19 protein-coding genes are annotated in these 23391 nt (G+C 69.2%); 9 read left to right on the forward strand and 10 right to left on the reverse strand.

Annotated elements, in window-relative coordinates; all coding sequences use genetic code 11:
• Positions 1–87: 87 nt before the first annotated feature.
• From AQI95_RS00770 to AQI95_RS00785, 4 genes are all read right to left on the reverse strand, one after another.
• Positions 88–1791 (reverse strand): GAF domain-containing sensor histidine kinase, encoded by a 1704-nt coding sequence (locus AQI95_RS00770; protein ID WP_079070968.1) that lies wholly within the window; start codon positions 1789–1791, stop codon positions 88–90.
• 70 nt (positions 1792–1861) lie between these two features.
• Entirely contained in the window at positions 1862–5461 is a 3600-nt protein-coding gene (gene cydD, locus AQI95_RS00775; RefSeq protein WP_067115569.1) for a thiol reductant ABC exporter subunit CydD, read from the reverse strand.
• Between the two features lie 59 nt (positions 5462–5520).
• Positions 5521–6540: a cytochrome d ubiquinol oxidase subunit II gene (gene cydB, locus AQI95_RS00780; protein WP_067115570.1), complete on the reverse strand. Its 1020-nt coding sequence runs from the start codon at positions 6538–6540 to the stop codon at positions 5521–5523.
• A gap of 15 nt (positions 6541–6555) precedes the next feature.
• Complete coding sequence (locus tag AQI95_RS00785; protein WP_067115573.1) at positions 6556–8064, reverse strand: cytochrome ubiquinol oxidase subunit I; 1509 nt, start codon at positions 8062–8064, stop codon at positions 6556–6558.
• Positions 8065–8272: 208 nt separating this feature from the next.
• Here AQI95_RS00785 and AQI95_RS00790 point away from each other — a divergent pair, with 208 nt between their 5' ends.
• Complete coding sequence (locus AQI95_RS00790; RefSeq protein ID WP_067115576.1) at positions 8273–8656, forward strand: cyclophilin-like fold protein; 384 nt, start codon at positions 8273–8275, stop codon at positions 8654–8656.
• 80 nt (positions 8657–8736) lie between these two features.
• Here the strand turns inward: AQI95_RS00790 and hisC are convergent, their stop codons facing one another.
• Complete coding sequence (gene hisC, locus AQI95_RS00795) at positions 8737–9816, reverse strand: histidinol-phosphate transaminase (RefSeq protein WP_067115579.1); 1080 nt, start codon at positions 9814–9816, stop codon at positions 8737–8739.
• A gap of 430 nt (positions 9817–10246) precedes the next feature.
• On the opposite strand from hisC, the gene AQI95_RS00800 reads away from it, so the two are divergent.
• The 3 genes from AQI95_RS00800 to AQI95_RS00810 all read left to right on the forward strand — a co-directional run bounded on the left by AQI95_RS00800 (position 10247) and on the right by AQI95_RS00810 (position 13842).
• Positions 10247–11359, forward strand: coding sequence for a LacI family DNA-binding transcriptional regulator (locus AQI95_RS00800; RefSeq protein WP_079070969.1), 1113 nt, complete (start codon positions 10247–10249; stop codon positions 11357–11359).
• A 359-nt stretch (positions 11360–11718) separates the two neighbouring features.
• On the forward strand, positions 11719–12801 hold the full coding sequence (locus AQI95_RS00805) for a metallophosphoesterase (protein ID WP_067115585.1): 1083 nt from the start codon (positions 11719–11721) through the stop codon (positions 12799–12801).
• A 180-nt stretch (positions 12802–12981) separates the two neighbouring features.
• Positions 12982–13842, forward strand: coding sequence for a hypothetical protein (locus tag AQI95_RS00810; protein WP_067115588.1), 861 nt, complete (start codon positions 12982–12984; stop codon positions 13840–13842).
• Between the two features lie 181 nt (positions 13843–14023).
• Here the strand turns inward: AQI95_RS00810 and thiC are convergent, their stop codons facing one another.
• A complete protein-coding gene (gene thiC, locus AQI95_RS00815; RefSeq protein ID WP_067115591.1) occupies positions 14024–15808 on the reverse strand; it encodes a phosphomethylpyrimidine synthase ThiC in 1785 nt (594 codons plus the stop codon).
• Positions 15809–16059: 251 nt separating this feature from the next.
• Here thiC and AQI95_RS00820 point away from each other — a divergent pair, with 251 nt between their 5' ends.
• Positions 16060–17616 carry a YibE/F family protein gene (locus AQI95_RS00820; protein WP_425264850.1) on the forward strand — a complete coding sequence of 519 codons (1557 nt, stop codon included), beginning with the start codon at positions 16060–16062 and terminating at the stop codon, positions 17614–17616.
• 127 nt (positions 17617–17743) lie between these two features.
• Here AQI95_RS00820 and AQI95_RS00825 read toward each other — a convergent pair whose 3' ends face one another.
• From AQI95_RS00825 to AQI95_RS00840, 4 genes are all read right to left on the reverse strand, one after another.
• Positions 17744–18181, reverse strand: a complete 438-nt coding sequence (locus AQI95_RS00825) for an SsgA family sporulation/cell division regulator (RefSeq protein ID WP_067115596.1) — start codon at positions 18179–18181, stop codon at positions 17744–17746.
• Between the two features lie 99 nt (positions 18182–18280).
• Positions 18281–19222 (reverse strand): IclR family transcriptional regulator, encoded by a 942-nt coding sequence (locus AQI95_RS00830; protein WP_425264846.1) that lies wholly within the window; start codon positions 19220–19222, stop codon positions 18281–18283.
• 218 nt (positions 19223–19440) lie between these two features.
• Positions 19441–19653, reverse strand: coding sequence for a DUF5326 family protein (locus AQI95_RS00835; RefSeq protein WP_067115598.1), 213 nt, complete (start codon positions 19651–19653; stop codon positions 19441–19443).
• Between the two features lie 152 nt (positions 19654–19805).
• Complete coding sequence (locus AQI95_RS00840) at positions 19806–20123, reverse strand: cupin domain-containing protein (protein WP_067115601.1); 318 nt, start codon at positions 20121–20123, stop codon at positions 19806–19808.
• A 59-nt stretch (positions 20124–20182) separates the two neighbouring features.
• Here AQI95_RS00840 and AQI95_RS00845 point away from each other — a divergent pair, with 59 nt between their 5' ends.
• The 4 genes from AQI95_RS00845 (at position 20183) to AQI95_RS00860 (ending at position 23327) form a co-directional block, all read left to right on the forward strand.
• Positions 20183–20560, forward strand: a complete 378-nt coding sequence (locus tag AQI95_RS00845; RefSeq protein WP_067115604.1) for a phage holin family protein — start codon at positions 20183–20185, stop codon at positions 20558–20560.
• A gap of 7 nt (positions 20561–20567) precedes the next feature.
• Positions 20568–21059 (forward strand): low molecular weight protein-tyrosine-phosphatase, encoded by a 492-nt coding sequence (locus AQI95_RS00850; RefSeq protein WP_067115607.1) that lies wholly within the window; start codon positions 20568–20570, stop codon positions 21057–21059.
• Entirely contained in the window at positions 21056–22204 is a 1149-nt protein-coding gene (locus AQI95_RS00855; RefSeq protein ID WP_067115609.1) for a cystathionine gamma-lyase, read from the forward strand. Before AQI95_RS00850 ends, AQI95_RS00855 begins: the two co-directional genes overlap by 4 nt.
• A 217-nt stretch (positions 22205–22421) precedes the next feature.
• Positions 22422–23327, forward strand: a complete 906-nt coding sequence (locus AQI95_RS00860; protein WP_067115612.1) for a LysR family transcriptional regulator — start codon at positions 22422–22424, stop codon at positions 23325–23327.
• Positions 23328–23391: the final 64 nt, after the last annotated feature.

The following is a 23391-nucleotide window of genomic DNA, read 5'->3' on the forward strand; positions in this document are numbered from 1 at the left end:
CCTTCCCGCGCGCACCTCTGGCACGGCCGGCACCACGGGTCCGGCTGGTCCGGCTGGTCCGGCTTCCGGCCAGCACGGCTAATACGGCTAGTACGGCGCCTCCCACACCACCGTCGTCCCGCCGCCGCCCTCTCCGATGCCCGGGCCGAGCCGGCTGTCCCCGCCGAGCGAGTCGGCCCGCCGCTTCAGGTTCCGCAGCCCACTGCGCCGGCCGCCCTCGGGGATGCCGACGCCGTCGTCCGCGACGCTCAGCCGCACCCCCGGCCGACCGTCGGCAAGGGGGACCGTCGCATCGATCACGACATCGATCCGAGAGGCATCGGCATGCCGGAACGCGTTGGACAGCGCCTCCCGCAGCGCCGCGATGAGGTTCTTGCCCGTGAGATCACCGACGGTGTCGACGGGGCCGAGGAAGCGGTGCGAGGGCTTGAACCCCAGCGGCACGGCAGCCATGTTGATCTCCCGCAGCACCCGCGTCCGCAACCCCGACGGCACCTCCGCCGGACCCTGCTGCAGCGCGAAGATCGCGGTACGGATCTCCTGGATGGTGACGTCGAGTTCGTCCACCGCCTTGCCGACGCCCTCACGCACCTCCGGCACCACGGACCGCCGATGTGCGCTCTCCAGCATCAGCCCGGTGGCGAACAACCGCTGGATGACCAGATCGTGCAGATCCCGGGCGATCCGGTCACGGTCCTCGAACACCGCGAGCCGCTCCCGGTCGCGCTGCGCCTCGGCCATCATCAGCGCCAGCGCCGCCTGCGAGGCGAACTGCACGGCCAGCGTGCGCTCGGCCCGCGTGAACGGCCGTCCGCCGCGCGCACGGGGCGTGACCAGCGTGCCCAGCACCCGGCCGTCGCTCTGCAGCGGCACCATCATCGCCGGGCCGTAGCCGCTCGCGTACTGCGTCAGCATCCGGGAGTCGGTGGCCGCGTCGATGACGAACACCGCCTGCCCGTCCAGGAGTTCGGCGACGATCCGGCTCTCCGGCGGAATCACCGCGCCCAGCATGCCCGTCGGCTCGTCCGAGGCCACGGCCACGACCTCCAGACCGCCCTCCTCCGCGGGCAGCAGCACGATCCCGGCCGCCGCTCCGGACAGCCGGCGCGCCTGCTCCGCCACGACCTGAAGGGCGTCGTCGGCGTCCCCGCCCGACAGCAGCGCCGTGGTCACGGCCACAGACCCGTCGATCCAGCGCTCCCGCTGCATGGCCGCCTCGTACAGCCGGGCGTTGCCGACCGCGATACCGGCCTCGGTGGCCAGCACCTGGACCATGGCGAGGTCGTCGTCGTCGAAGGGACGGCCGCCGCGCTTCTCGGTCAGATACAGATTGCCGAAGATCTCTCCCTGCACCCGGATCGGGACACCGAGGAAGCTGCGCATCGGCGGATGGTGCTCGGGAAAGCCGCAGGAGCGCGGATCTTCGCTCAGATCGGCCAGCAGAACCGGCTTCGGCTCCCTGATGAGTGCGCCGAGCAGCCCCCTGCGCCCGTCGGGCAGCCGGCCGATCCGGCGGGCGGTCGCCTCGTCCACCCCCTGGTACACGAAATCGGAGAGCCCGCCGCCCTCCTCGTCGACCACACCGATCGCCGCGTACCGGGCGCCGGTCAGATCCGCGGCCGTCTCACAGATCCGGTCCAGTGTGGAGTGCAGCTCCAGCCCACTGCCCACGGACCGCATCGCCTCCAGCAACTGCGGCACCCGCAGGGCCGGCTCGGCGAGGAGCGGGGGGTCGGCCGACGGCACGGGCTCGGCGGACCCCGAGGGGTCGGAGGGAGACGGGGCGCACATGACCTGAGCGTAATTAGTCCCTTTTGTCACCGAAACCGGAGGCAAGAGCAGGAGTGACCGCCGGTGACCGTCAGGCCGCCTCCACCAGCGACTCCGCCTGCGCCTCCCGCAGCGCCAGCTCCCGTAGGGGCCCGTCCACCGCGAGAAGCTCCGCATACGTGCCCCGCTGCACCGCTCGGCCGGCGTCGAGCACGATCACCTCGTCCACCGCCTCCAGTCCGGCCAGCCGGTGGGTGATCAGCAGCGTCGTACGACCCTCCGTGGCGGCCAGCAGATCGGCGGTCAGCGCGTCGGCCGTCGGCAGATCCAGATGCTCGGCGGGCTCGTCCAGGACCAGGACGGGGAAGTCGGCCAGCAGGGTCCGGGCCAGCGCCAGCCGCTGCCGCTGGCCACCGGACAGCCTCGCCCCGTGCTCACCGACGAGCGTGTCCAGGCCGTCGGGCAACCCCTCCACCCAGTCCAGCAGGCGGGCCCGCTCCAGCGCCCGGCGCAGATCGGCCTCGGTGGCGTCCTTCCTGGCCAGCAGCAGGTTCTCGCGCACCGAGCTGTCGAAGATGTGGGCATCCTGCGCACACAGTCCGACGAGCCCCCGTACGTCGTCACCGGCGAGCGCGTACGCGTCCACACCGGCGAGCGTGTACGAGCCCTCCTGCGGGTCGAGGAAGCGCAGCAACACCTGGGCGAGGGTCGTCTTGCCGGAACCGGACGCCCCGACCACCGCGATCCGCCGCCCCTCGCGCAGGGTGAGGTCGAAGCCGGCCAGCGCCTCGCGGTGCTGCCCCTCGTACCGCGCGGCCAGTGCCTTGACCACCACGGGGAACGGCGAGACCGGCGCCTGCCGGGGCCGTTCCGGCTCGCGTACGGGCTCCGGGGCGTCGAGCACCTCGTGGACACGCTCCGCGCTGCGCCGCACCCGCTGCCGGTAGCGCACGGCGAGCGGCAGTCCCAGTACGGCCTCGAAGGCGGCCAGCGGAGTGAGGACGACCACGGCCATCGCCACACCGCCGAGCCGACCCGCGGCCACCGCCTGAGCGCCGAGCAGTGCGCTCGCCGTGACGGTCAGACCGGAGATCAGCGCGGTGAGTCCGTCACCGAGCGCGGTCACCGCGGCGGCGCGCGAAGCGATCCGGGTCAGGGTTCCGTCGGCTCGGCGGGCCGCGTCCGCACGCGCGGGCAGCGCACCGGCGACGGTCAGCTCCGCGGTACCGGTGAGCAGATCGGTGACACGGGTGGCGAGGGCGCCCCGGGCCGGAGCCAGCCGTTGCTCGGTCCGCCGGGCCACGGTCGCGGTGACGAGCGGCACGCCGACACCGGCTGCGACGAGGCCCGCGGCGAGGGCGGCACCGGCCTCGGGCAGCAGCCAGGCCGTGAAGCCGACGGAAGCGGCCGAGACGGCGACGGCGACCGAGGCCGGAAGCAGCCAGCGCAGCCAGTAGTCCTGGAGGTCGTCCACGTCCGCGACGAGTCGGGTGAGCAGATCACCGCGCCGGGCGGTCCGCAGCCCCGCCGGCGCGAGTCGCTCCAGGCGCCGGTAGACCGCGACCCGGGTGTCGGCCAGCATCCGCAGCACCGCATCGTGCGACACCAGCCGCTCGGCGTACCGGAACACGGCTCGTCCGATCCCGAAGGCCCGCGTGGCCGTCACGGCCACCATCAGATAGAGCACCGGAGGCTGCTGCGAGGCTCGCGAAATGAGCCACCCGGACGTCGCCATCAGCCCCACGGCACTGCCCAGCGCCAAGCTGCCGAGCAGCACGGCCGACAACAGCCGCCCACGCCGAGGCCCGGCAAGCCTTCGAACCCGCGCAAGCACCCGCCGAGCCCGCCCCGAACCCCGCTGAGGCCCTACATCCAGCCCCCGCCCACCGGTCCCACTTCCCGACCCACCCGCGACCAACTCCGCGCCGCCGCTTACCAGCCCACCCGAGACAGGTTCCGCAGCGCCGCTCACCGGCCCACCGAGTCGGGTGGCGGGTGGGCGGGGGTCCAGGGGACGGAGCCCCCTGGTGGCCCGACCGCAGCTCCGCTCGCTCACCGGCTCCGCACTCTCCAGCCGCACCACCCGGTCGGCAACCTCCAGCAAGGCCGGCCGGTGCACAACCAACAGCACCGTACGACCCGCCGCAAGCCGCCGTACCGCCGCCACAACACCCGCCTCCGTCGCCCCGTCCAGAGCAGCCGTCGGCTCATCGAGCAACAGCACAGGCCGGTCGGCCAGAAAAGCCCGCGCAAGAGCCAACCGCTGCCGCTGCCCCGCCGACAGCCCGGCCCCGTCCTCCCCGAGTACGGTCTCGGCCCCCTCGGGCAGCGCATCCACGAACTCCAGCGCCCCGGCGTCCCGCAGCGCCTGGCGTACGGCGGCGTCGTCCGCGTCGGGTCGGGCCAGCCGCACGTTCTCCGCGATGGTCCCGGCATACAGATGCGGCCGCTGCGGCACCCACGCGATCCGTGACCGCCACTGCTCCACATCGAGGTCGGCGAGATCGGCTCCCCCGATCCGCACCCGCCCCTCGCCGGGCTCGACAAACCCGAGCAGCACGTTCAACAGCGTCGACTTGCCCGCGCCGCTCGGCCCCACCAGGGCGACCGTCTCACCGGGCTCGACAGTGAACGACACATCCGTCACGGCATCCGTGGACCGGCCGGGATAGCGGACGGTGACCCCGTCGAAGGCCACCGCACCCGCGGGCACCACACCGGAACCGCACGCCGGAACAGGCGTCTGCAGCACGGTGAAGATCTCCTCCGCCGCGGCGAGCCCCTCGGCCGCCGCGTGGTACTGCGCACCGACCTGGCGCAACGGAAGGTACGCCTCGGGCGCCAGCACCAGGATCACCAGACCGATGTACAGATCCATGTCGCCGTGCACGAGCCGCATACCGATCGTCACCGCGACCAGAGCGACCGACAGCGTGGCGAGCAACTCCAGCGCGAAGGAGGAGAGGAAGGCGATCCGCAGGGTCCGCAGGGTGGCCTGCCGGTACTCGCCGGTGATCCGGCGGATCGACTCGGCCTGCGCCTTGGCCCGGCCGAAGACCTTCAGCGTGGGCAGTCCGGCGACCACGTCCAGGAAGTGCCCCGACAGTCGGGACAGCAGCCGCCACTGACGATCCATCCGGGACTGGGTGGCCCAGCCGATCAGCATCATGAAGAGCGGGATGAGAGGCAGGGTGCCGACGATGATCGCCGCCGACACCCAGTCCTCGGTGACGATCCGCGCCAGCACCGCCACCGGCACGACCACCGCGAGCCCCAACTGCGGCAAATAGCGCGAGAAGTAGTCGTCGAGGGCATCGACTCCGCGCGTGGCCAGGGTGACCAGCGAACCGGTGCGCTGCCCGGCCAGCCATCCGGGACCCAGCGCGGCCGCCCGATCGAGAAGCCGTCCCCGCAGTTCGGACTTCACTGCCGCGCTCGCCCGGTGAGCCGCCAGCTCGGTGAGCCACGCGACAACCGAGCGACCCACGGCGACGGCCGCCAACAACAGCAGGGGAGTGCGCAGTTCAGCTACGGACTGCCCATGCTGGAACGCGCCGACGACGATCTCGGCGATGAGCATCGCCTGGGCGATGAGCAGCCCCGCACCGAGGGCTCCCAGGCCGACGACCGCCACAAGGAACAAGCGCGTGGCACGGGCGTACTTCAGCAGGCGTGGATCGATTGGTTTCACGTGAAACGCGCCCTTCGGTCCAGAGGGTGTGTTTCACGTGAAACACACCCTCGGCGGACTCAGTGTGCGGCGCTGCCCGCAGCATCGGGAGCGATGTGCTGCGTGCCGATCCGCTTGCGGAACACCCAGTAGGTCCAGCCCTGGTAGAGCAGCACCAGGGGCGTGGCGATGGCAGCCAGCCACGTCATGATCTTCAGGGTGTAGGGGCTCGACGAGGCGTTGGTGACCGTCAGGCTCCAGTCCCCGTTGAGCGTGGACGGCATGACATTCGGGAAGAGCGAGAGGAAGAGCATCGCCACGGCGGCCACGATGGTGAGGCCCGACAACGCGAACGCCCATCCTTCACGCCCGAGTTGATTGGCCACCAGGGCGGCCACGAGGGCGACGACCGCTACGACCAGGGCCACCAGGCTCTTGCCGTCGCCACTGTCGGCCTGCGTCCACAGGAGGAATCCGAGCGCCACGACGGCCGTGACGACACCGACCCGCAGAGCCAGCTTCCGTGCCCGCACCCGGATGTCACCCACGGTCTTGAGCGCGGTGAAGACCGCTCCGTGGAAGGTGAACAGCGTGAGCGTCACCAGACCGCCGAGCACGGCGTAGGGGTTGAACAGGTCCCCGAGGCTGCCGACGTACTCGAAGTGCTGGTCGATCTTGACGCCCCGCACGATGTTCCCGAAGGCCACGCCCCACAGGAACGCCGGGATCAGCGAGGTCCAGAAGATCGCCGTCTCCCAGTTGCGCTGCCAGTTCTCCTCGGGGCGCTTCGCGCGGTACTCGAAGGCGACGCCCCGGACGATCAGGCAGACCAGGATGACCAGCAGAGGCAGGTAGAAGCCGGAGAAGAGGGTGGCGTACCACTCCGGGAACGCGGCGAAGGTCGCACCGCCGGCCGTGAGCAGCCATACCTCGTTGCCGTCCCAGACGGGCCCGATGGTGTTGATCAGGACCCGCCGCTCCGGCCGGTTCCGGGCCAGCAGCTTGGTGAGGATGCCGACCCCGAAGTCGAAGCCCTCCAGGAAGAAGTAGCCGGTCCACAGGACCGCGATCAGGACGAACCAGACGTCGTGAAGTTCCATGACTGTTCCCCCGGCCTAGTACGAGAAGGCCATCGGCTTGTCGGCGTCACGGGTGTCGCCGCCGATCTTCGTGGGCGGATTGAGGTCGGCCTCGGTCAGCTCGGGTGGGCCGGCCTTGACGTACTTCGCGAGCAGCTTGACCTCGACCACGGCGAGGATCGCGTACAGCGAGGTGAAGACGATCATCGAGGTGAGGACCTCGGCCTGGGAGACACCGGGGGAGACCGCGTGCCGCGTCTGCAGGACGCCGTACACGGCCCACGGCTGGCGGCCCATCTCGGTGAAGATCCAGCCCCAGGAGTTGGCGATCAGCGGGAAGGCCAGGGTCCAGGTCGCGATGCGCCAGTACCAGGGCGTGAGCTTCGGGCTGAGCGCCTTGCTCTTGAACAGCACCAGATGCGGCACCTCGTCCTCGCCGACCCGGAGATGCTGCGGCAGCATGAACTTCTTGCGGGTCAGCCACAGCCCGGCCAGGCCGATGGCGAAGGAGGCCATGCCGAAGCCGATCATCCAGCGGAAGCCCCAGAAGGCGACCGGGATGTTGGGCCGGTAGTCGCCCGGGCCGAACTTCTGCTGCTCGGCCTTGTTGACGTCGTTGATGCCGGGGACGTACGAGGTGAAGTTGTCGTTGGCCAGGAAGGAGAGCAGGCCGGGGATCTCGATGGCCACGGTGTTGTGGCCCTTCTCCACGTCGCCGTAGGCGAAGATCGAGAAGGGGGCCGGCTTCTGCCCGTCCCACAGCGCCTCGGCGGCCGCCATCTTCATCGGCTGCTGCTTGAACATGACCTTGCCGAGGGTGTCGCCGCTGATCGCGGTGAGCATGCCGGCGATGACCACGGTGATCAGACCGAGCCGCAGCGAGGTCTTCATCTCGCGGATGTGCTTCTTGCGGGCCAGGTGGAAGGCGGCGACGCCCACCATGAAGGCGCCACCGGTCAGGAAGGACGCGGACAGGGTGTGGAAGGCCTGGCTGAGTGCGGTGTTCTGGGTCAGCACGGCCCAGAAGTCGGTCAGCTCGGCGCGGCCCTTCGCCTTGTCGATCTTGTATCCGACCGGGTGCTGCATCCAGGAGTTGGCCGCGAGGATGAAGTACGCCGACAGGATCGTGCCGATCGAGACCATCCAGATGCAGGCCAGATGGATCTTCTTGGGCAGCTTGTCCCAGCCGAAGATCCACAGGCCGATGAAGGTGGACTCGAAGAAGAACGCGATCAGCGCCTCGAAGGCGAGCGGGGCGCCGAAGATGTCACCGACGAAGCGCGAGTAGTCGGACCAGTTCATGCCGAACTGGAACTCCTGCACGATGCCCGTGACCACGCCCATGGCGATGTTGATCAGGAAGAGCTTGCCCCAGAACTTCGTCGCTCTGAGGTACTTCTCCTTGTCCGTGCGCACCCATGCCGTCTGCAGTCCGGCCGTGAGGGCGGCCAGGGAGATGGTCAGCGGGACGAACAGGAAGTGGTAGACGGTGGTGATGCCGAACTGCCAGCGCGCCAGTGTTTCTGGCGCCAGAGCCAGGTCCACGTCGTCACTCTCCTTACTACGGCGTGGTACAGCGGCAGATTGCCCTGTTTATTGCGTACATACAGGACAATCAGGACGCGCTTGTGAACGCGTTCACATTCACAAGCCATTATGACTCACTGATTTTCGGCAACCAACGGGGGGTCCCCCCTTCGCCTTCGCGTCAAGACCTTGGCAGCGACTTCAACATCTTGTTGAATTGCGCGCCATGCAGATTCGTATCTCTTGGCCCGCGGGAAACATCACCGCGACCCTCGACGCAGACACACCGACCGCACAGGCCCTCGCCAAGGCGCTGCCGCTCACCTCCAGCGCCTGCACATGGGGCGAGGAGGTCTATTTCGACACAGGTATCGCCGTTTCACGTGAAACGGACGCCCGGCAGGTCGTAGAGCCGGGCACGGTGGCCTTCTGGACGGACGGCGACGCGCTCGCCCTCCCCTATGGGCCCACGCCGATCTCGCGAGGCGACGAATGCCGCCTCGCGAGCCCGTGCAACGTCCTGGGTCGACTCGACGGAGACCCCCGGGCCCTGGCGACCGTACGCGGCGGTGATCCCATCCGCGTGGAACTGATCGACGACCAGGGCTGACCCCCGCACACCGGGGCCACACCACCCCAGGGGTCACCACACACGCTTCATCGGGAGCCACCGCCCCCGTCCATCAGGAGCTACAGCTCCTTGCGGAACGCCTCCGCCACCTTCAGGAAGATGTCGTTCGCCTCGTTCTCTCCGACCGTCACCCGCACACCCTCGCCCGGGAACGGCCGGACCACCACACCGTGCTGCTCACAGGCCTGAGCGAACGCGACCGTGCGCTCCCCCAGCCGCAGCCAGACGAAGTTCGCCTGCGTCTCCGGCACGGTCCAGCCCTGGGCGCGCAACGTGTCGACCACGCGCGTGCGCTCGCACACCAGCGAACCGACCCGGCCGAACAACTCGTCCTCGGCCCGCAGCGAGGCGATCGCCGCTTCCTGCGCGAGCTGGCTGACACCGAAGGGCACCGCCGTCTTGCGTAGCGCCGCCGCGACCGGCTCATGGCCGATCGCGAAACCGACGCGCAGCCCGGCGAGCCCATAGGCCTTGGAGAAGGTGCGCAGGACACAGACGTTGGGCCGGTTCCGGTACAGCTCGACGCCGTCGGGCACCTCGGGGTCGCGGATGAACTCGCGGTAGGCCTCGTCCAGCACGACCAGAACATCGCCGGGCACCCGGTCGAGGAACCGTTCCAGCTCGGCCCGCCGCACCACCGTGCCGGTCGGGTTGTTGGGGTTGCAGACGAAGATCAGACGCGTCCGGTCGGTGATCGCGTCCGCCATCGCGTCCAGGTCGTGCACATCGCCGGGCGTGAGCGGCACCTGCACCGACCGGGCGCCGCTGACCTGCGTGATGATCGGATACGCCTCGAAGGACCGCCAGGCGTAGATCACCTCGTCGCCGGGGCCGCTGGTGGCCTGGATCAGCTGCTGGGCGACACCCACCGAACCGGTACCGGTGGCCAGGTGGGAGACCGGGACGCCAAAGCGCTCGGACAGCTCGTCCATCAGCCCGGTGCACGCCATGTCCGGGTAGCGGTTGAAGCTGGAGGCCGCCGCCGTCACGCTCTCCATCACACCGGGCAGCGGCGGGTAGGGGTTCTCGTTCGAGGACAGCTTGTAGGCCACCGGCCCATCGGCCGCGGCAGGCTTGCCCGGCTTGTAGGTGGGGATACCCTCCAGCTCGGCGCGCAGCTTGGGGCTCGTCTCGCTCACCGCAGTCCTCCTCGCGACCACCGGCGGACCGTCGACGCCGCCGGCTTCCAATACTCCTCACCTTATGAGGATTCGGCCCCGGTGCGTACAGGTCGCGGTCCTGGAATGCGTGAACCGCATCCCGCCCGACGCCATCAGGGGCATCACCGTACGAAGGCGTACGTTTCAAGGGGCGCGCCGTACATATATCTACGCGCCGGTGGCTCACGCCGTGGCGCGCATCCCCCATGCAGGTGAGTTGAGACCTCTTCGAAACATCGGACACTTGGCAGGTCCATACGCGTTGACAAGTCTCGTCCTAGCGATGGATCGCTCAACTACCTATATTTCTAAGGTAGTTGACCCCAACTGACCATGCAGAAACGTGCCTGTCAACGCGCGCATATGCGTCCGCACTACCCCACCGCATGAGCCCTACTATCGGCTCGCCATGACAGCAGCAGGGAAGCACCAGGTGAGCCGCGCGGAAACCTCACGTCGAGGCAGTCGGCCGGGCCGGGCGGGCATCAGAGACGTGGCCGCCGCCGCCGGGGTCTCCATCACAACCGTCTCCGACGCCCTCAACGGCAAGGGCCGACTCCCGGATGCCACCCGACGCCATGTCCGCGAGGTCGCCGACCGGCTGGGGTATCGCCCCTCGGCCGCCGCCCGCACCCTCCGTACCGGCAAGTCGGGACTGATCGGCCTGACCGTGACGACCTACGGGGATGAACCTTTCACCTTCACAGAGTTCGCATACTTCGCCGAGATGGCCCGGGCCGCCACCTCGGCCGCGCTCGCCCGCGGCTACGCCCTCGTCATCCTGCCCGCGACCTCCCGCCACGACGTGTGGTCCAACGTCGCCCTGGACGGCACGGTCGTGATCGACCCCTCCGATCAGGACCCGGTGGTCAGCGAGCTGGTCCGGCAGGGGCTGCCGGTCGTCTCGGACGGTCGTCCGGCCGGCTCGCTGCCGGTCACCGCCTGGGTCGACAACGACCACGAGGCCGCCGTCCTCGGCATCCTCGATCACCTCGCCGATGCCGGCGCACGCCGTATCGGCCTGCTCACCGGCACGACCACGGACACGTACACCCACCTGTCGACCACCGCCTACCTGCACTGGTGCGAGCGGGTCGGCCAGGACCCGGTCTACGAGGCCTACCCGGCGCACGACCCGTGCGCGGGCGCCGTAGCCGCCGACCGGCTCCTCGCCCGCCCCGACCGGCCCGACGCGGTCTACGGCCTGTTCGACCCCAACGGCACGGACCTGCTGGCCGCCGCCCGGCGCTACGGCCTGCGTGTCCCCGACGACCTGCTGCTCGTGTGCTGCAGCGAGTCCATGGTGTACGCCAGCACCGAGCCGCCCATCACCACACTCTCTCTCAAACCGCGTCGTATCGGCACGGCGGTGGTCCAGCTGCTCATCGACGCCATCGAGGGCCTGGAGTCGGACCAGCCGGTCGAGCAGGTGATACCGACCGAGCTGATCGTGCGCACCTCCTCCCAGCGGCGCCCGCCGCGCACGACGGTCAGCCCGCCACGCACACCGGACGAGAAGTAGCGCGGACGGGAACGCGGGGACGAGAACGGGTGCGGACGAGATCGAGCGGGGGCGAGAACGATCGGGGACGGGCGACACCGCCGAAAAGCGGGGCGCTCGCCCCGTACTCGCACCGTCCGATGAAGGGGGCGTGACGGGCCGGCGACCGCCGAGCCGGGTGTCCGGTCGGTGCGGAGCCGGCCGAACACCTGCCCAAACGGGGCGAAAGCCGCGGTGAACTGGAGTCTTGTTCCGATTCACCACCCCTGGGTCATCACACGGCGCGACGCGCATTCCTATGATGGGCCCACGACACCGCGGACCGCTGCGACCAGGCAGTCCGAAGCGGTGCAGATGCGGCGCGATGGTGGAGGGGTCTGATGACTCAGGGGGCCGGTCAGGGACCCGAAGTGGAGCGGACGGCGACGCTGCGCGACTTCCGGGTACCGGCGTACGTCCACGAGACCGGTCCGTGCACCCGCACCGCCCATCCGGGCGACACCGTGCCGCCGGCCGACGAGTCGTACCCCGAGGACTACACACCCACCCAGCGCGACCTTCCCGTCGTCGTCGACCGGTCGCCGACGCTCCAGGTCCCCGTCGAACCGGCACCCGCCGCTCCGGCCCCGCAGCCCGCGACCGGGCCCGGACCGCTGTTCGTCGTCGGCGACGTCCACGGTTACCTCGACGAACTGGTGACCGCCCTGCAGGAGCAGGAGCTGATCGACGCCTCGGGCCAATGGTGCGCGGGCACCGCCCGGCTGTGGTTCCTCGGCGACTTCACCGACCGCGGCCCCGACGGCATCGGTGTCATCGACCTCGTGATGCGGCTGTCCGCAGAGGCCGCGGCGGCAGGCGGCTACTGCAAGGCACTCATGGGCAACCACGAGCTGCTGCTGCTCGGCGCCAAGCGGTTCGGCGACACCCCCGTCAACTCCGGTGCGGGCACCGCCACCTTCCAGGCGGCCTGGCTGCTCAACGGCGGCCAGAAGACCGACATGGACCGTCTCCAGGACCACCATCTGCAGTGGATGGCTCGCCTCGACGCCATCGAGGAGGTGGACGGCTATCTGCTCGTGCACTCGGACACCACCGCCTACCTCGACTACGGCGACTCCATCGAGGCGGTCAACGACACCGTCCGTGAGACCCTCACCCGCAACGACGCGGACGAGTGCTGGGATCTGTTCCGCAAGTTCACCAAACGCTTCTCCTTCCGCGACGAAGGCGGCGCCGACGCCGTACGATCCCTCCTCGATACGTATGGCGGCACCCGCATTGTTCACGGTCACAGCCCGATTCCCTACCTCCTCGGCGAGGTCGGGTCCGAGGACGGAGAGGAGGGCACCGGCCCGGTCGTGGAGGGACCGCACGTCTACGCCGACGGACTCGCCATCGCGATGGACGGCGGGGTGACCATGGCTGGAAAGCTACTGGCCCGGCAACTGCCTCTGACTACCTGACCGTTCCCTGGGCAGGCGTCCCCCGGCGGTTCACACGCGCGCCGGGGGCAATTTCCGGCAACCCCCTGTCACCGTGTGCCGTCACGGCTCTACCATCGGCTTATCCGTAGCAGGCTCCCCTCCGTTTCTGCCCGACGGCTCGCCGGCGTGCGAGCCCCAAGCCCTACGGAGCATCGGGGGATGCACATGAACAGCGTTCCGCAGCACCTGCAGAGCGAGGACCGCCAGGAATTCGAGCGGCTCCTCGATGAGGTGCTGCGCTCCGCACCGCATCGACCGGAACTGGCCGCTGTCGGACAGCGGCTCAACCTCGAACAACTGCGCACCATGGCGCTCAACGCCACCGCGCTGATCACACCCGCCGCCGCGGCCGAATACGAGCACTATGTGAGGATCCGTGAGGAACTGCGGCATCCGGCCATGGCCTCCTCGGTCGCCGGCGATTCCGGTTCCACGCAGCCGGGTTCGGCCACGACGGGGCTCGTCACCACCTTCGGCGAGGCAGCCGAAGGAACCGGAGCGGGCGCCATCGCTGTCATCGCCGTACTGGCTCCCGTACTCTCCGGAACCGCTGCGGCGATTTTCCTGCTCGTCGGCTACATCCTGAAGACGCTGGGCCCCGGACAGGCCTTCGCCCAGACCATGCTCACCGCCGGCTGGGTGTTCGGCGCGGTGACCGCGGCCGCGTTCCTCGTCGCCGCCGTGGGACTGCTCCTCACCGCCCTGCGCAACGGCAGTTCGGAGCAGGCTCAGGCACTGGACGCGGCGCACCGGGAACTGGACGAGGCCAGAGAGGCCTGGCGGGACGCCCTGCTGGAGCGCGGCATCCTGCCGTTCCTCCGTGAGGCGCTCGCCGAACCCGGACCGGCCGCCGTGCGCCGCACGACACCATCCGGCCCGAGCGGCCGCATGCCCCGCCTGGGGTACGACCGCCCCGGCTTCAGCAGCCCCGGCGACAGCACCGAGTCCGGCCGCCCGAGTTACACGAGCCCGGACTACACGAGCCCGGACTTCGGAGGCCCGGAGCACCAGCCCGAGTAGCCCTCTCATCCGCGGCTGAACAGCCCCGGCTCGCGCCCCGGAACAACAGGGGCCCGACCGGGCGGACCGAGCGGCCAACCGGTGTGGCACCACCACCCCGGTCAGCCGCCACCCCGCCGTTCCTCGACCGCACCGGCCGCCACGACAGGCGATCCGGCGCGGCGAGCTGAGCCCGTCCGACTCAGTCGGCGATCGGCAGGTACACCCGATTCCCGCTGGCCGCGAACTCCTTCGACTTCTGCGCCATGCCGTCCTCGATCTCGTCGCGGCTGCCGCCGTGTTCGCGACGGATGTCCTGCGAGATCTTCATGCTGCAGAACTTCGGCCCGCACATGGAGCAGAAGTGGGCCGTCTTGGCGGGCTCCGCCGGCAGGGTCTCGTCGTGGAACTCCCGTGCCGTGTCCGGGTCCAGGGCGAGGTTGAACTGGTCTTCCCACCGGAACTCGAAGCGGGCGTCGGACAGCGCGTCGTCCCACTCCTGGGCGCCCGGGTGTCCCTTGGCGAGGTCGGCCGCGTGAGCGGCGATCTTGTAGGTGATGACGCCGGTCTTGACGTCGTCCTTGTTGGGCAGGCCCAGATGCTCCTTGGGCGTGACGTAGCAGAGCATCGCAGTACCCCACCAGGCGATCATCGCGGCGCCGATGCCGGAGGTGATGTGGTCGTACGCGGGCGCGATGTCGGTGGTCAGCGGGCCGAGCGTATAGAACGGGGCTTCATCGCAGATCTCCTGCTGAAGGTCGATGTTCTCCTTGATCTTGTGCATCGGGACATGGCCCGGGCCCTCGATCATGGTCTGTACGTGAAAACGCTTGGCGATCTGGTTGAGTTCCCCGAGCGTGCGCAGTTCAGCGAACTGCGCCTCGTCGTTGGCGTCCGCGATCGATCCAGGCCTGAGGCCGTCGCCCAGCGAGTACGTGACGTCGTAGGCGGCGAGGATCTCGCAGAGTTCCTCGAAGTTCTCGTACAGGAACGACTCCTTGTGGTGCGCCAGGCACCACGCGGCCATGATCGAGCCGCCACGCGAGACGATGCCGGTCTTGCGGTTGGCGGTGAGCGGCACATACGGCAGGCGCACGCCCGCGTGGACGGTCATGTAGTCCACGCCCTGTTCGGCCTGCTCGATGACCGTGTCCTTGTAGATCTCCCAGGTCAGTTCCTCGGCCTTGCCGTCGACCTTCTCCAGGGCCTGGTAGAGCGGCACCGTGCCGATGGGGACGGGGGAGTTGCGCAACACCCATTCGCGAGTGGTGTGGATGTTGCGGCCGGTGGACAGGTCCATGACCGTGTCGGCACCCCAGCGGGTCGCCCAGGTCATCTTCTCCACCTCCTCCTCGATGGAGGAGGTCACCGCGGAGTTGCCGATGTTGGCGTTGACCTTCACCAGGAACCGCTTGCCGATGATCATCGGCTCGATCTCCGGGTGGTTGACGTTGGCCGGCAGCACCGCCCGGCCCGCCGCGATCTCTTCGCGGACCACCTCGGGAGAGACGTTCTCCCGAACGGCCACATACTCCATTTCCGGGGTGATTTCGCCCCGGCGGGCGTACGCGAGCTGTGTCACCGCCTGGCCGTCGCGTCCTCGGCGCGGCTGGCGGGGCCGCCCGGGGAAGACCGCGTCCAGGTTGCGCAGTCCGCCACGCGGGGAGGTGTGCTTGATCCCGTCGTCCTCGGGACGAACGGGACGGCCCGCGTACTCCTCGGTGTCACCACGGGCGATGATCCAGTTTTCCCGCAGCGGCGGCAGGCCCCTGCGGACGTCGGTGTCGACGAGTGGATCGGTGTATGGGCCCGACGTGTCGTACAGCGTGACTGCCTGCCCGTTGGTGAGATGCACCTGACGGACCGGCACGCGCATGTCGGGGCGCGAGCCCTCGACGTACGCCTTGTGCCAGCCGATGGACTTCCCGGCCTCCTGGGACTTCTCGTCCTGAGCGGAGGCAGGCGTGCGTGCGTCCTTGTTGGTCATGAGACCTACTCCCTACGCCGGCATTACCCGGTAACAGGTTCGGCGGTCGACGCAGCGGTTTCCGTCTGTCGACGTTTCGTGTGGAACATCGCCTGTTCCACGTGAAACATCGCGTGTACGGAGGTCAGCGCCCTCTCAGCCCGGTGCTCCGAGCTCCCGCGTGTGCAAAGGTGCCTCCACGCTAGCGTCATATGTGGCGCGGTGAACAGTGGGCCCCCTCCCGTTCTTGCAATGATCTGGCGGTGACCAGGATGGAGCAGTACCCGTATCGACCACCCGAACCGCGGCGCCAAGGCGTCGCGGGACAGGGCGGCGGCTACGGCAACGACGGCCATGCGGCCGGCGACCCGTATGGCCACGACGACCGGACGACAGGCACCGGGCAGGACCATGAGCACCCCCGTGCCCTTTCGAGGACCGGCCACACGCAGGGGTCCAGCTTCGACGGGGGCGACGGGCGAGGAGCCGAGCGAGGACCCAGCGGGGACGGCGGCGGTCACGGGCACGGACATGGACATGGGCACAGCCATGGTCCTGCAGCCCCCGTTTCAAAGCACCTGCGCAAGGTCATCGCCGCGATCCTGGTCCCGTTCACGGCGGCGGTCGTCGTCGGCATGCTGGTGCTCTGGCCCGGTGGAGCACCGTCCCACAAACGCACCGGTGTCGGCTTCGACCGGGAGACACAGCAGGCCACGGTCACCAAGGTCGTCGAGGTGAACTGCAAGTCGGTGAATGCCTCCGGCGACACCCCGACCGGCGACACCTCCACTGCCGAGGGCACCTCGGCCGAGCAGGAGGCGAAGGGAACCTGCAAGAAGGCGACCGTCCGGGTCGACACGGGCAAGGACCAGGGGCGTACCTTCACCGAGATCGTGCAGCCGGACCAGCCTCGGCAACTGCACACGGGCGAGAAGGTGGTGGTCGCCTACGAACCCTCGGCGCCGAAGGATCTTCAATACTCGGTGGCCGATGTGAACCGCAAGTTCCCCATGGCGCTGCTCGCGGGGATCTTCGCACTCGCCGTAGTGGTGGTCGGCCGGCTGCGCGGGGTCATGGCGCTCGTCGCCCTGGCCGTGAGTTTCCTGGTGCTGACCCTGTTCATCCTGCCCGCGGTCCTTCAAGGTTCGAACCCGCTGCTCGTGGCGGTGGTCGGGTCGAGCGCGATCATGCTGATCGCCCTGTACATGTGCCATGGTCTGTCCGCCCGCACGTCGGTGGCGGTGCTCGGCACGCTGATCTCCCTGTCACTGATCGGCCTGCTCGGCTCCTTGTTCATCGGCTGGGCCGCGCTGACCGGCAACACGGACGACAACACCGGCCTGATCCACGGCCTGTACCCGTCGATCGACATGAGCGGTCTGCTGCTGGCCGGCGTCATCATCGGTTCGCTCGGCGTCCTGGACGATGTGACCGTGACGCAGACGTCGGCCGTCTGGGAGCTGCACGAGGCCAACCCGGCGATGGGCTGGCGCGGGTTGTACCGGGCGGGCATCCGCATCGGCCGCGACCACATCGCCTCCGTGGTCAACACCCTCGTCCTCGCCTACGCCGGTGCCGCGCTGCCGTTGCTGCTGCTGTTCTCGATCGCGCAGAGCAGTGTCGGGACCGTGGCCAACAGCGAGCTGGTGGCCGAGGAGATCGTGCGCACGCTGGTGGGCTCGATCGGGTTGGTCGCCTCGGTCCCGGTCACCACGGCACTCGCCGCCCTGGTCGTCTCGGCCGACCGACCCGGCCCGGACAGCCCGGCACCCGCCATGGCACAGCCCCTCCCGGCCCGCGGCGGCCGGGGGCGTCGCCGGAAGCGGTGAGGCCGACCACATCGAGGCAGGGCACAGCGAGGCGGGACACAGAACAGACTGCCCACTTCTCGCAGAAGCGTTCCTGCGAGCCTCCACGCGGCACGGAGGAGCACCAGGCGCCCCGTGCCGTAACGCTTCAGCCGGCGCTCTGCTCCTCAGCAAGGATGCGGTCCAGGGCCTCTTCCAGATGGGCGTCGAAGTCGGCCAGAGCGCCCTCCTGACCGAGCGGCACCAGCTTGTCCGTACGGTCCAGGAAGGCCACGAGCGGCGGCACGGAGGAGCGGAACAGGGCCTGGTCACTGCCGACCTGAAGCCTGATCAGCACCTCACCCAGCATCTCCGAATCGGTGGGAGCGATGTGCACATCCCCTTCCCCGCAGGGCCGGCCGACGCCATCGATCAGCAACTCGCGTCCGAACGCCCAGGTCACCGGGGCATCGCCAGGCAGATGAAAAGTGAGTCGCACCGCATAAGGATCACTGGTCTCATAGCGCAACTCCACCGGAATACGGAAGGAGAGCTCCTCTGACACAAGAAAGCTCATCATGACTTCTGCCTGTACGGACTCGCGCATTGTTTACCCCGTCATATGACATCGACTGGCCGGGTTTGATCCCTCTAACGGTGGTCAAATCTTGCTGAACGTACACGGCAGATCACAAGGAGTAAGTTTTCAGATACTGATAGAGAGGCTGAGGGTCCCCAGATGCCGCCCGATCTCAGCCTGCAGTCGGCGGGCCGCGGGCAGCAGCCGGTCGGCCTGGTCGACGGGCAGCGACATGGCCATCGTGGCCACGGTGGTGCCGACCGTGATCGGAACCGCCGCGCAGACCGTGCCGAGCGCGTACTCCTGGCGCTCCACCACCGGTTCCATGCGCGGCATCCGGGCCAGCCGCCGCAGCAGGGCATCGTTGTCACGCACGGTGTACGGCGTAAGGGACTGCACGGGATAGCGCGCGAGATGGTCGCGGCGGGCGTCCTCGTCCAACTGGGAGAGCAGACACTGCCCGATGGCGTGCGCGTGGCCGGTAGCGCGAAAGTCGGCCCACTCCTCGACGGCCGGCGCCTCGGGGGAGTCGGAGACGCACAGGACCTCGATCTCACCGTCCCGGTACATCGCGTAGTAGACCGGGGCACCGATCGAATCGCGCCAGTGCGCGAGCGTGTCGGCCACTGCGCTGCGACGTTTCTGCTGTGCTCCGCTGCTGCCCAGCCGTTCGGCCGCGTCACCGAGGAAGAACAGACCCTTCTCACGCCGCAGATAGCCCTCGTGCACCAGGGTGCGCAGCAGGTGGTACGTCGTCGGGAGGGCGAGGCCGGTCTCGCGGGCGAGCTGCTTGGCGGGGGCGCCGTAGCTGTGCGCGGCGACGGTCTCCAGCAGGCGCATGGCGCGCTGGACGGACCCGATGAGGGTCACGGCGGCCGGTGGGTCGGGAGCGTGGGAGGAATGACCCGGCGCGGAATCGTCCGTGGGGTGCGGTGGGCCGGGGACGTCGGTCGGATGTGGTTGTTCCGGGACGGCGACGGCCGGCGGCGGCTGGGCGGGGGGTGCGCAGGAGCGCGGTGGGGTGGGGGGTGCGTGCGGTTCTGCCGGTACGGTGTCAACCGTGGCCAAGGGTCACTCCCTGAGCGCGAGGGGCAGCCCGTGCCGCGGAACAGCACGGAGGGGTCTGCGCCACCCGCGGGGCCGGACCCCGCGGGAGTTCCGGACTCTAATCGTCCGCCACCGCACCCAGACGGCCTCACGGGGAAACTTCCCTCCCCCGAGGGAAATCGGTGATCTCCTTGCCGGGAACCGGTGGCCCCGTTGCCGGTCACCGGTCCCCGCGTCCGTCACCAGTCGCTGCGCGACGAGGAGTTCGACATGAATTTGCGCACGATGTAGACGAGCCCGCCGACCAGCGCTACGAAGATCAGCGCCTTGAACAGCAGGCTGATCACAAATCCGACCACTGTCGCTATCAGGCCGCCGAACACGACCAGGGCGATGACCGGCACCGCGACCCACTTAATCCACCACGGCAGTCCCGCGAAGATCTCTCGCATCGCCCTTGTCCTTTGCGTTCTCGTACGTCTGGGGTTCTCAGTACAGCGTTGGTGTTCTGCACTCGATGCTAGGGCCGACAAGGGGTCCCGCGGGGCCCTCGCGTCCCTTGTCCTCCCCTGAACCATCCCCTAGGGAACCCCGAGCACCGGGCTCACGCCTCAGGCGGAGAGAAGACGACGAGAACCCTCAGATCCTCGCTGATGTGGTGGAACTTGTGGGCGACGCCCGCCGGCACGTACACGATGCTGCCCCGCGCCACCTCGGTCGTCTCCAGTCCGACCGTGATCGACGCCCGGCCGCTCACGACGAAGTAGACCTCGTCCTGGTTGTGCGGCCTCTGCGGGTCGTGCTCGCCCGCGTTGAGGGCGTACAGGCCGACGGACATGTTCCGCTCCCGCAGGAACTGAAGGTAAGCCCCCTCGTTGGCGGCCCGCTCCGCCTCCAGTTCGTCCAGCCGGAATGCCTTCATCGCCGCTGTCGCCCTCATCTCACTGCTCGGTTCCGATCCGGTCTGCCACGATCAGACACATGAAGAATTTCGTAGTCAAGACGATCGCCAACGCGGGCGCGCTCGCTGTCGCCGTGTGGCTCCTGGACAAGATCACTCTTACCGGTGACAGCACCGCCAAGAAGGCCGGCACGCTGATCGTGGTCGCACTGGTCTTCGGCCTGGTGAACTGGCTGGTCAAGCCGATACTGAAGGTGCTGACCTTCCCTCTCTTCATCCTGACCCTGGGGCTGATCACCCTGGTCGTGAACGCGCTGATGCTGCTGCTCACCTCCTGGGTGTGCGGCAAGCTCGACCTGAGCTTCCATGTGCAGGGCTTCTGGACGGCAGTCATCGGCGGCCTGATCGTTTCCGTCGTCTCCTGGGCACTGCACGTCGTCCTGCCCGACGAGGACTGAGCGCGCCATGGCCTACCGCGTCTGCTTCGTGTGCACCGGAAACATCTGCCGTTCCCCGATGGCCGAATCCGTCTTCCGCGCGCGGGTGGCTGAGGCCGGTCTCGAGGCTCTGGTGGAGGTCGACAGCGCCGGCACCGGCAGCTGGCACGAGGGGGAGCCCGCCGACCCGCGGACCGTCTCGGTCCTCGATGAGCACGGCTACGACGGCGATCACATCGCGCGCCAGTTCCAGCCGTCGTGGTTCTCCCGCCTCGATCTCGTGATCGCCCTCGACACCGGTCATCTCAAGGCCCTGCGCCGCCTCGCGCCCACCGAGGAGGAGGCGCGCAAGGTCCGCCTGCTGCGCTCCTACGACCCCGCTGCCGACGACGACCTCGACGTGCCCGATCCCTACTACGGGCAGCGGGGCGGCTTCGAGGAGTGCCTCGTGATGGTGGAGGCGGCGAGCGCCGGCCTGCTCACCGCCGTGCGCGAGGAGCTGGGAGGAGGAGTCGCATGAGCCCCGCCGCCGAGGACGCGGGGCGTACCGGCGACGGCACGCGCGCGGTACGCGCGGGACTGCCCGAGCCGGTCAAGCACGAGCCGACCCTGCCGGGGCCGGTGTTCGCGGCACACTTCCACCTGCCCGGCGAGGCGACGGGCCCGTATCTGTACGGCCGCGACGAGAACCCCACCTGGACGCTGCTGGAACGAGCCATCGGCGAGCTGGAGGCGCCCGGGTGGGGCGACGTCGAGACGCTCGTCTTCGCCTCCGGCATGGCGGCGATTTCCTCCGTGCTGTTCTCCCAACTGCGCGCCGGGGACGCGGTCGTGCTGCCCTCCGACGGCTATCAGGTACTGCCTCTCGTCCGCGCCCAGCTGGAGGCGTACGGCATCGAGGTGCGCACGGCGCCCACCGGTGGTGACGGCCAGCTGGAAGTCCTCACCGGCGCCCGCCTGCTGTGGATCGAGTCCCCGTCGAACCCGGGACTGGACGTGTGCGACATCCGGCGGCTGGTGGTGGCGGCCCACGCGCAGGGCGCCCTGGTGGCGGTCGACAACACCCTCGCCACACCGCTCGGACAGCGCCCGCTGGAGCTGGGCGCGGACTTCTCCGTGGCCAGCGGCACCAAGCAGCTCACCGGCCACGGGGACCTGCTGCTGGGCTACGTCGCCGGCCGCGACGCCGAGGCGATGGCCGCCGTACGGCGCTGGCGCAAAATCGTCGGAGCCGTCTCCGGGCCCATGGAAGCGTGGCTCGCGCATCGGTCCATCGCCACGCTCCAGCTGCGCGTCGACCGGCAGAACGCCACCGCCCTCGCGGTGGCGGAGGCACTGAAGACGCGGCCCGAGGTGTCCGGCCTGCGATATCCCGGACTGCTCGACGACCCGTCGCACAAGATCGCCGCGCAGCAGATGCGCCGCTACGGCTGCGTGGTCTCCTTCACGCTGCCCACGCGTGCGCGTGCGGAGCGGTTCCTCCAGGCTCTGCGCCTGGTGGAGGACGCGACCAGCTTCGGCGGGGTGCGATCGACGGCCGAGCGCCGCCGCCGCTGGGGCGGGGACGCGGTGCCAGAGGGCTTCATCCGTATGTCCGTGGGTGCCGAGGACCCCGAGGACCTGATCGCCGATGTGCTGCGGGCTCTGGACGAGTCTGCCGGGTGAACCCCTGCCCGTCCGCCCGCCGATGGCGCACGACGGTCCGAGCCTCCCCCCTCGTGGCTCGGACCGTCTTCGGTTCTGCGCGCCAAGAACCGCGCGAACAAGGCTAGTTGACTCTGTGTCAGTGTCCAATCACGCTAGCGACAGAGACCTATCGACTTATTTATAGTTAGGGCCTGCCTGGGAGCCGAAGGAGGGCAGGGATAGGGGAGAGCACGCCATGGATCTGGCCTTGCTGCGCACCTTCGTCACTGTGCACCGGGCTGGTTCCTTCACCCGCGCCGCTGCTCTGCTCGGCCTCTCCCAGCCCGCCGTCACCTCGCAGATCCGCACGCTGGAACGGCAGCTGGGCAAGCCTCTCTTCCTGCGTCAGGCGCGCGGGGTGACCCCGACGACCATCGGCGACGAACTCGCGCACAAGGCAGCACCCCACCTCGACGCCCTGGTGGAGATAGCCGAGAGCGGCTTGGACGACGAGTCCTCGCTCAGAACGCTCCATCTCGCCGGCCCGCCCGAGTTCACCGCCGAGCGCGCCCTGCCCGCCCTGACGGAACTCACCGGTGACGACGGCCAGGGATTCACCCTCCGCGCCTCCTTCGGCACGGCGGAAGAAGCGCTGGAGGGGCTGGCCTCCGGACACCATGATCTGGCCATCAGCACGGCCCGACCGCGTGGTGCTCTGCTGACCGCGACTCCGCTGTGCGACGAGGAGCACGTACTGATCGCGGGCCCGCGCTGGGTGGAGCGGATCGGCAAGGAGGCACTGCGTCTGAAAGGAGCGTCGGCGCTGGAAAATCTGCCCGTCGTCGAGGTCCATGAGTCGCTGCCCTTCGTCTCGCGCTACTGGGCCTCCGTCTTCGACTCCCGCCCTGCCGCCTCGGCCACGATCATCGTCCCGGATCTACGGGCGGTGCTCGCCTGCACGATCGCGGGAGCCGGACTCGCGGTGGTGCCCCGGTATCTGTGCGCCGCGAACCTCGAGGACGGGACGATCGCGGCCCTCAACAACCCGGTGGTGCCGCCCCTGCGCACCTACTTCCTGGTGGTGCGCACCGGCACCCTCGCCATGCCTCATATCGCGCGGGCTCATGAGTGGCTTCAGCGGGCGGCCACCGCTTGGTGCTGAGCCTCTTCGACGCAGCGTCCACGCACGGCGGCCGTCCGGTGACCCCTTGCGATGTTTCACGTGG

Source organism: Streptomyces yokosukanensis (assembly GCF_001514035.1).
GTDB lineage: Bacteria > Actinomycetota > Actinomycetes > Streptomycetales > Streptomycetaceae > Streptomyces > Streptomyces yokosukanensis.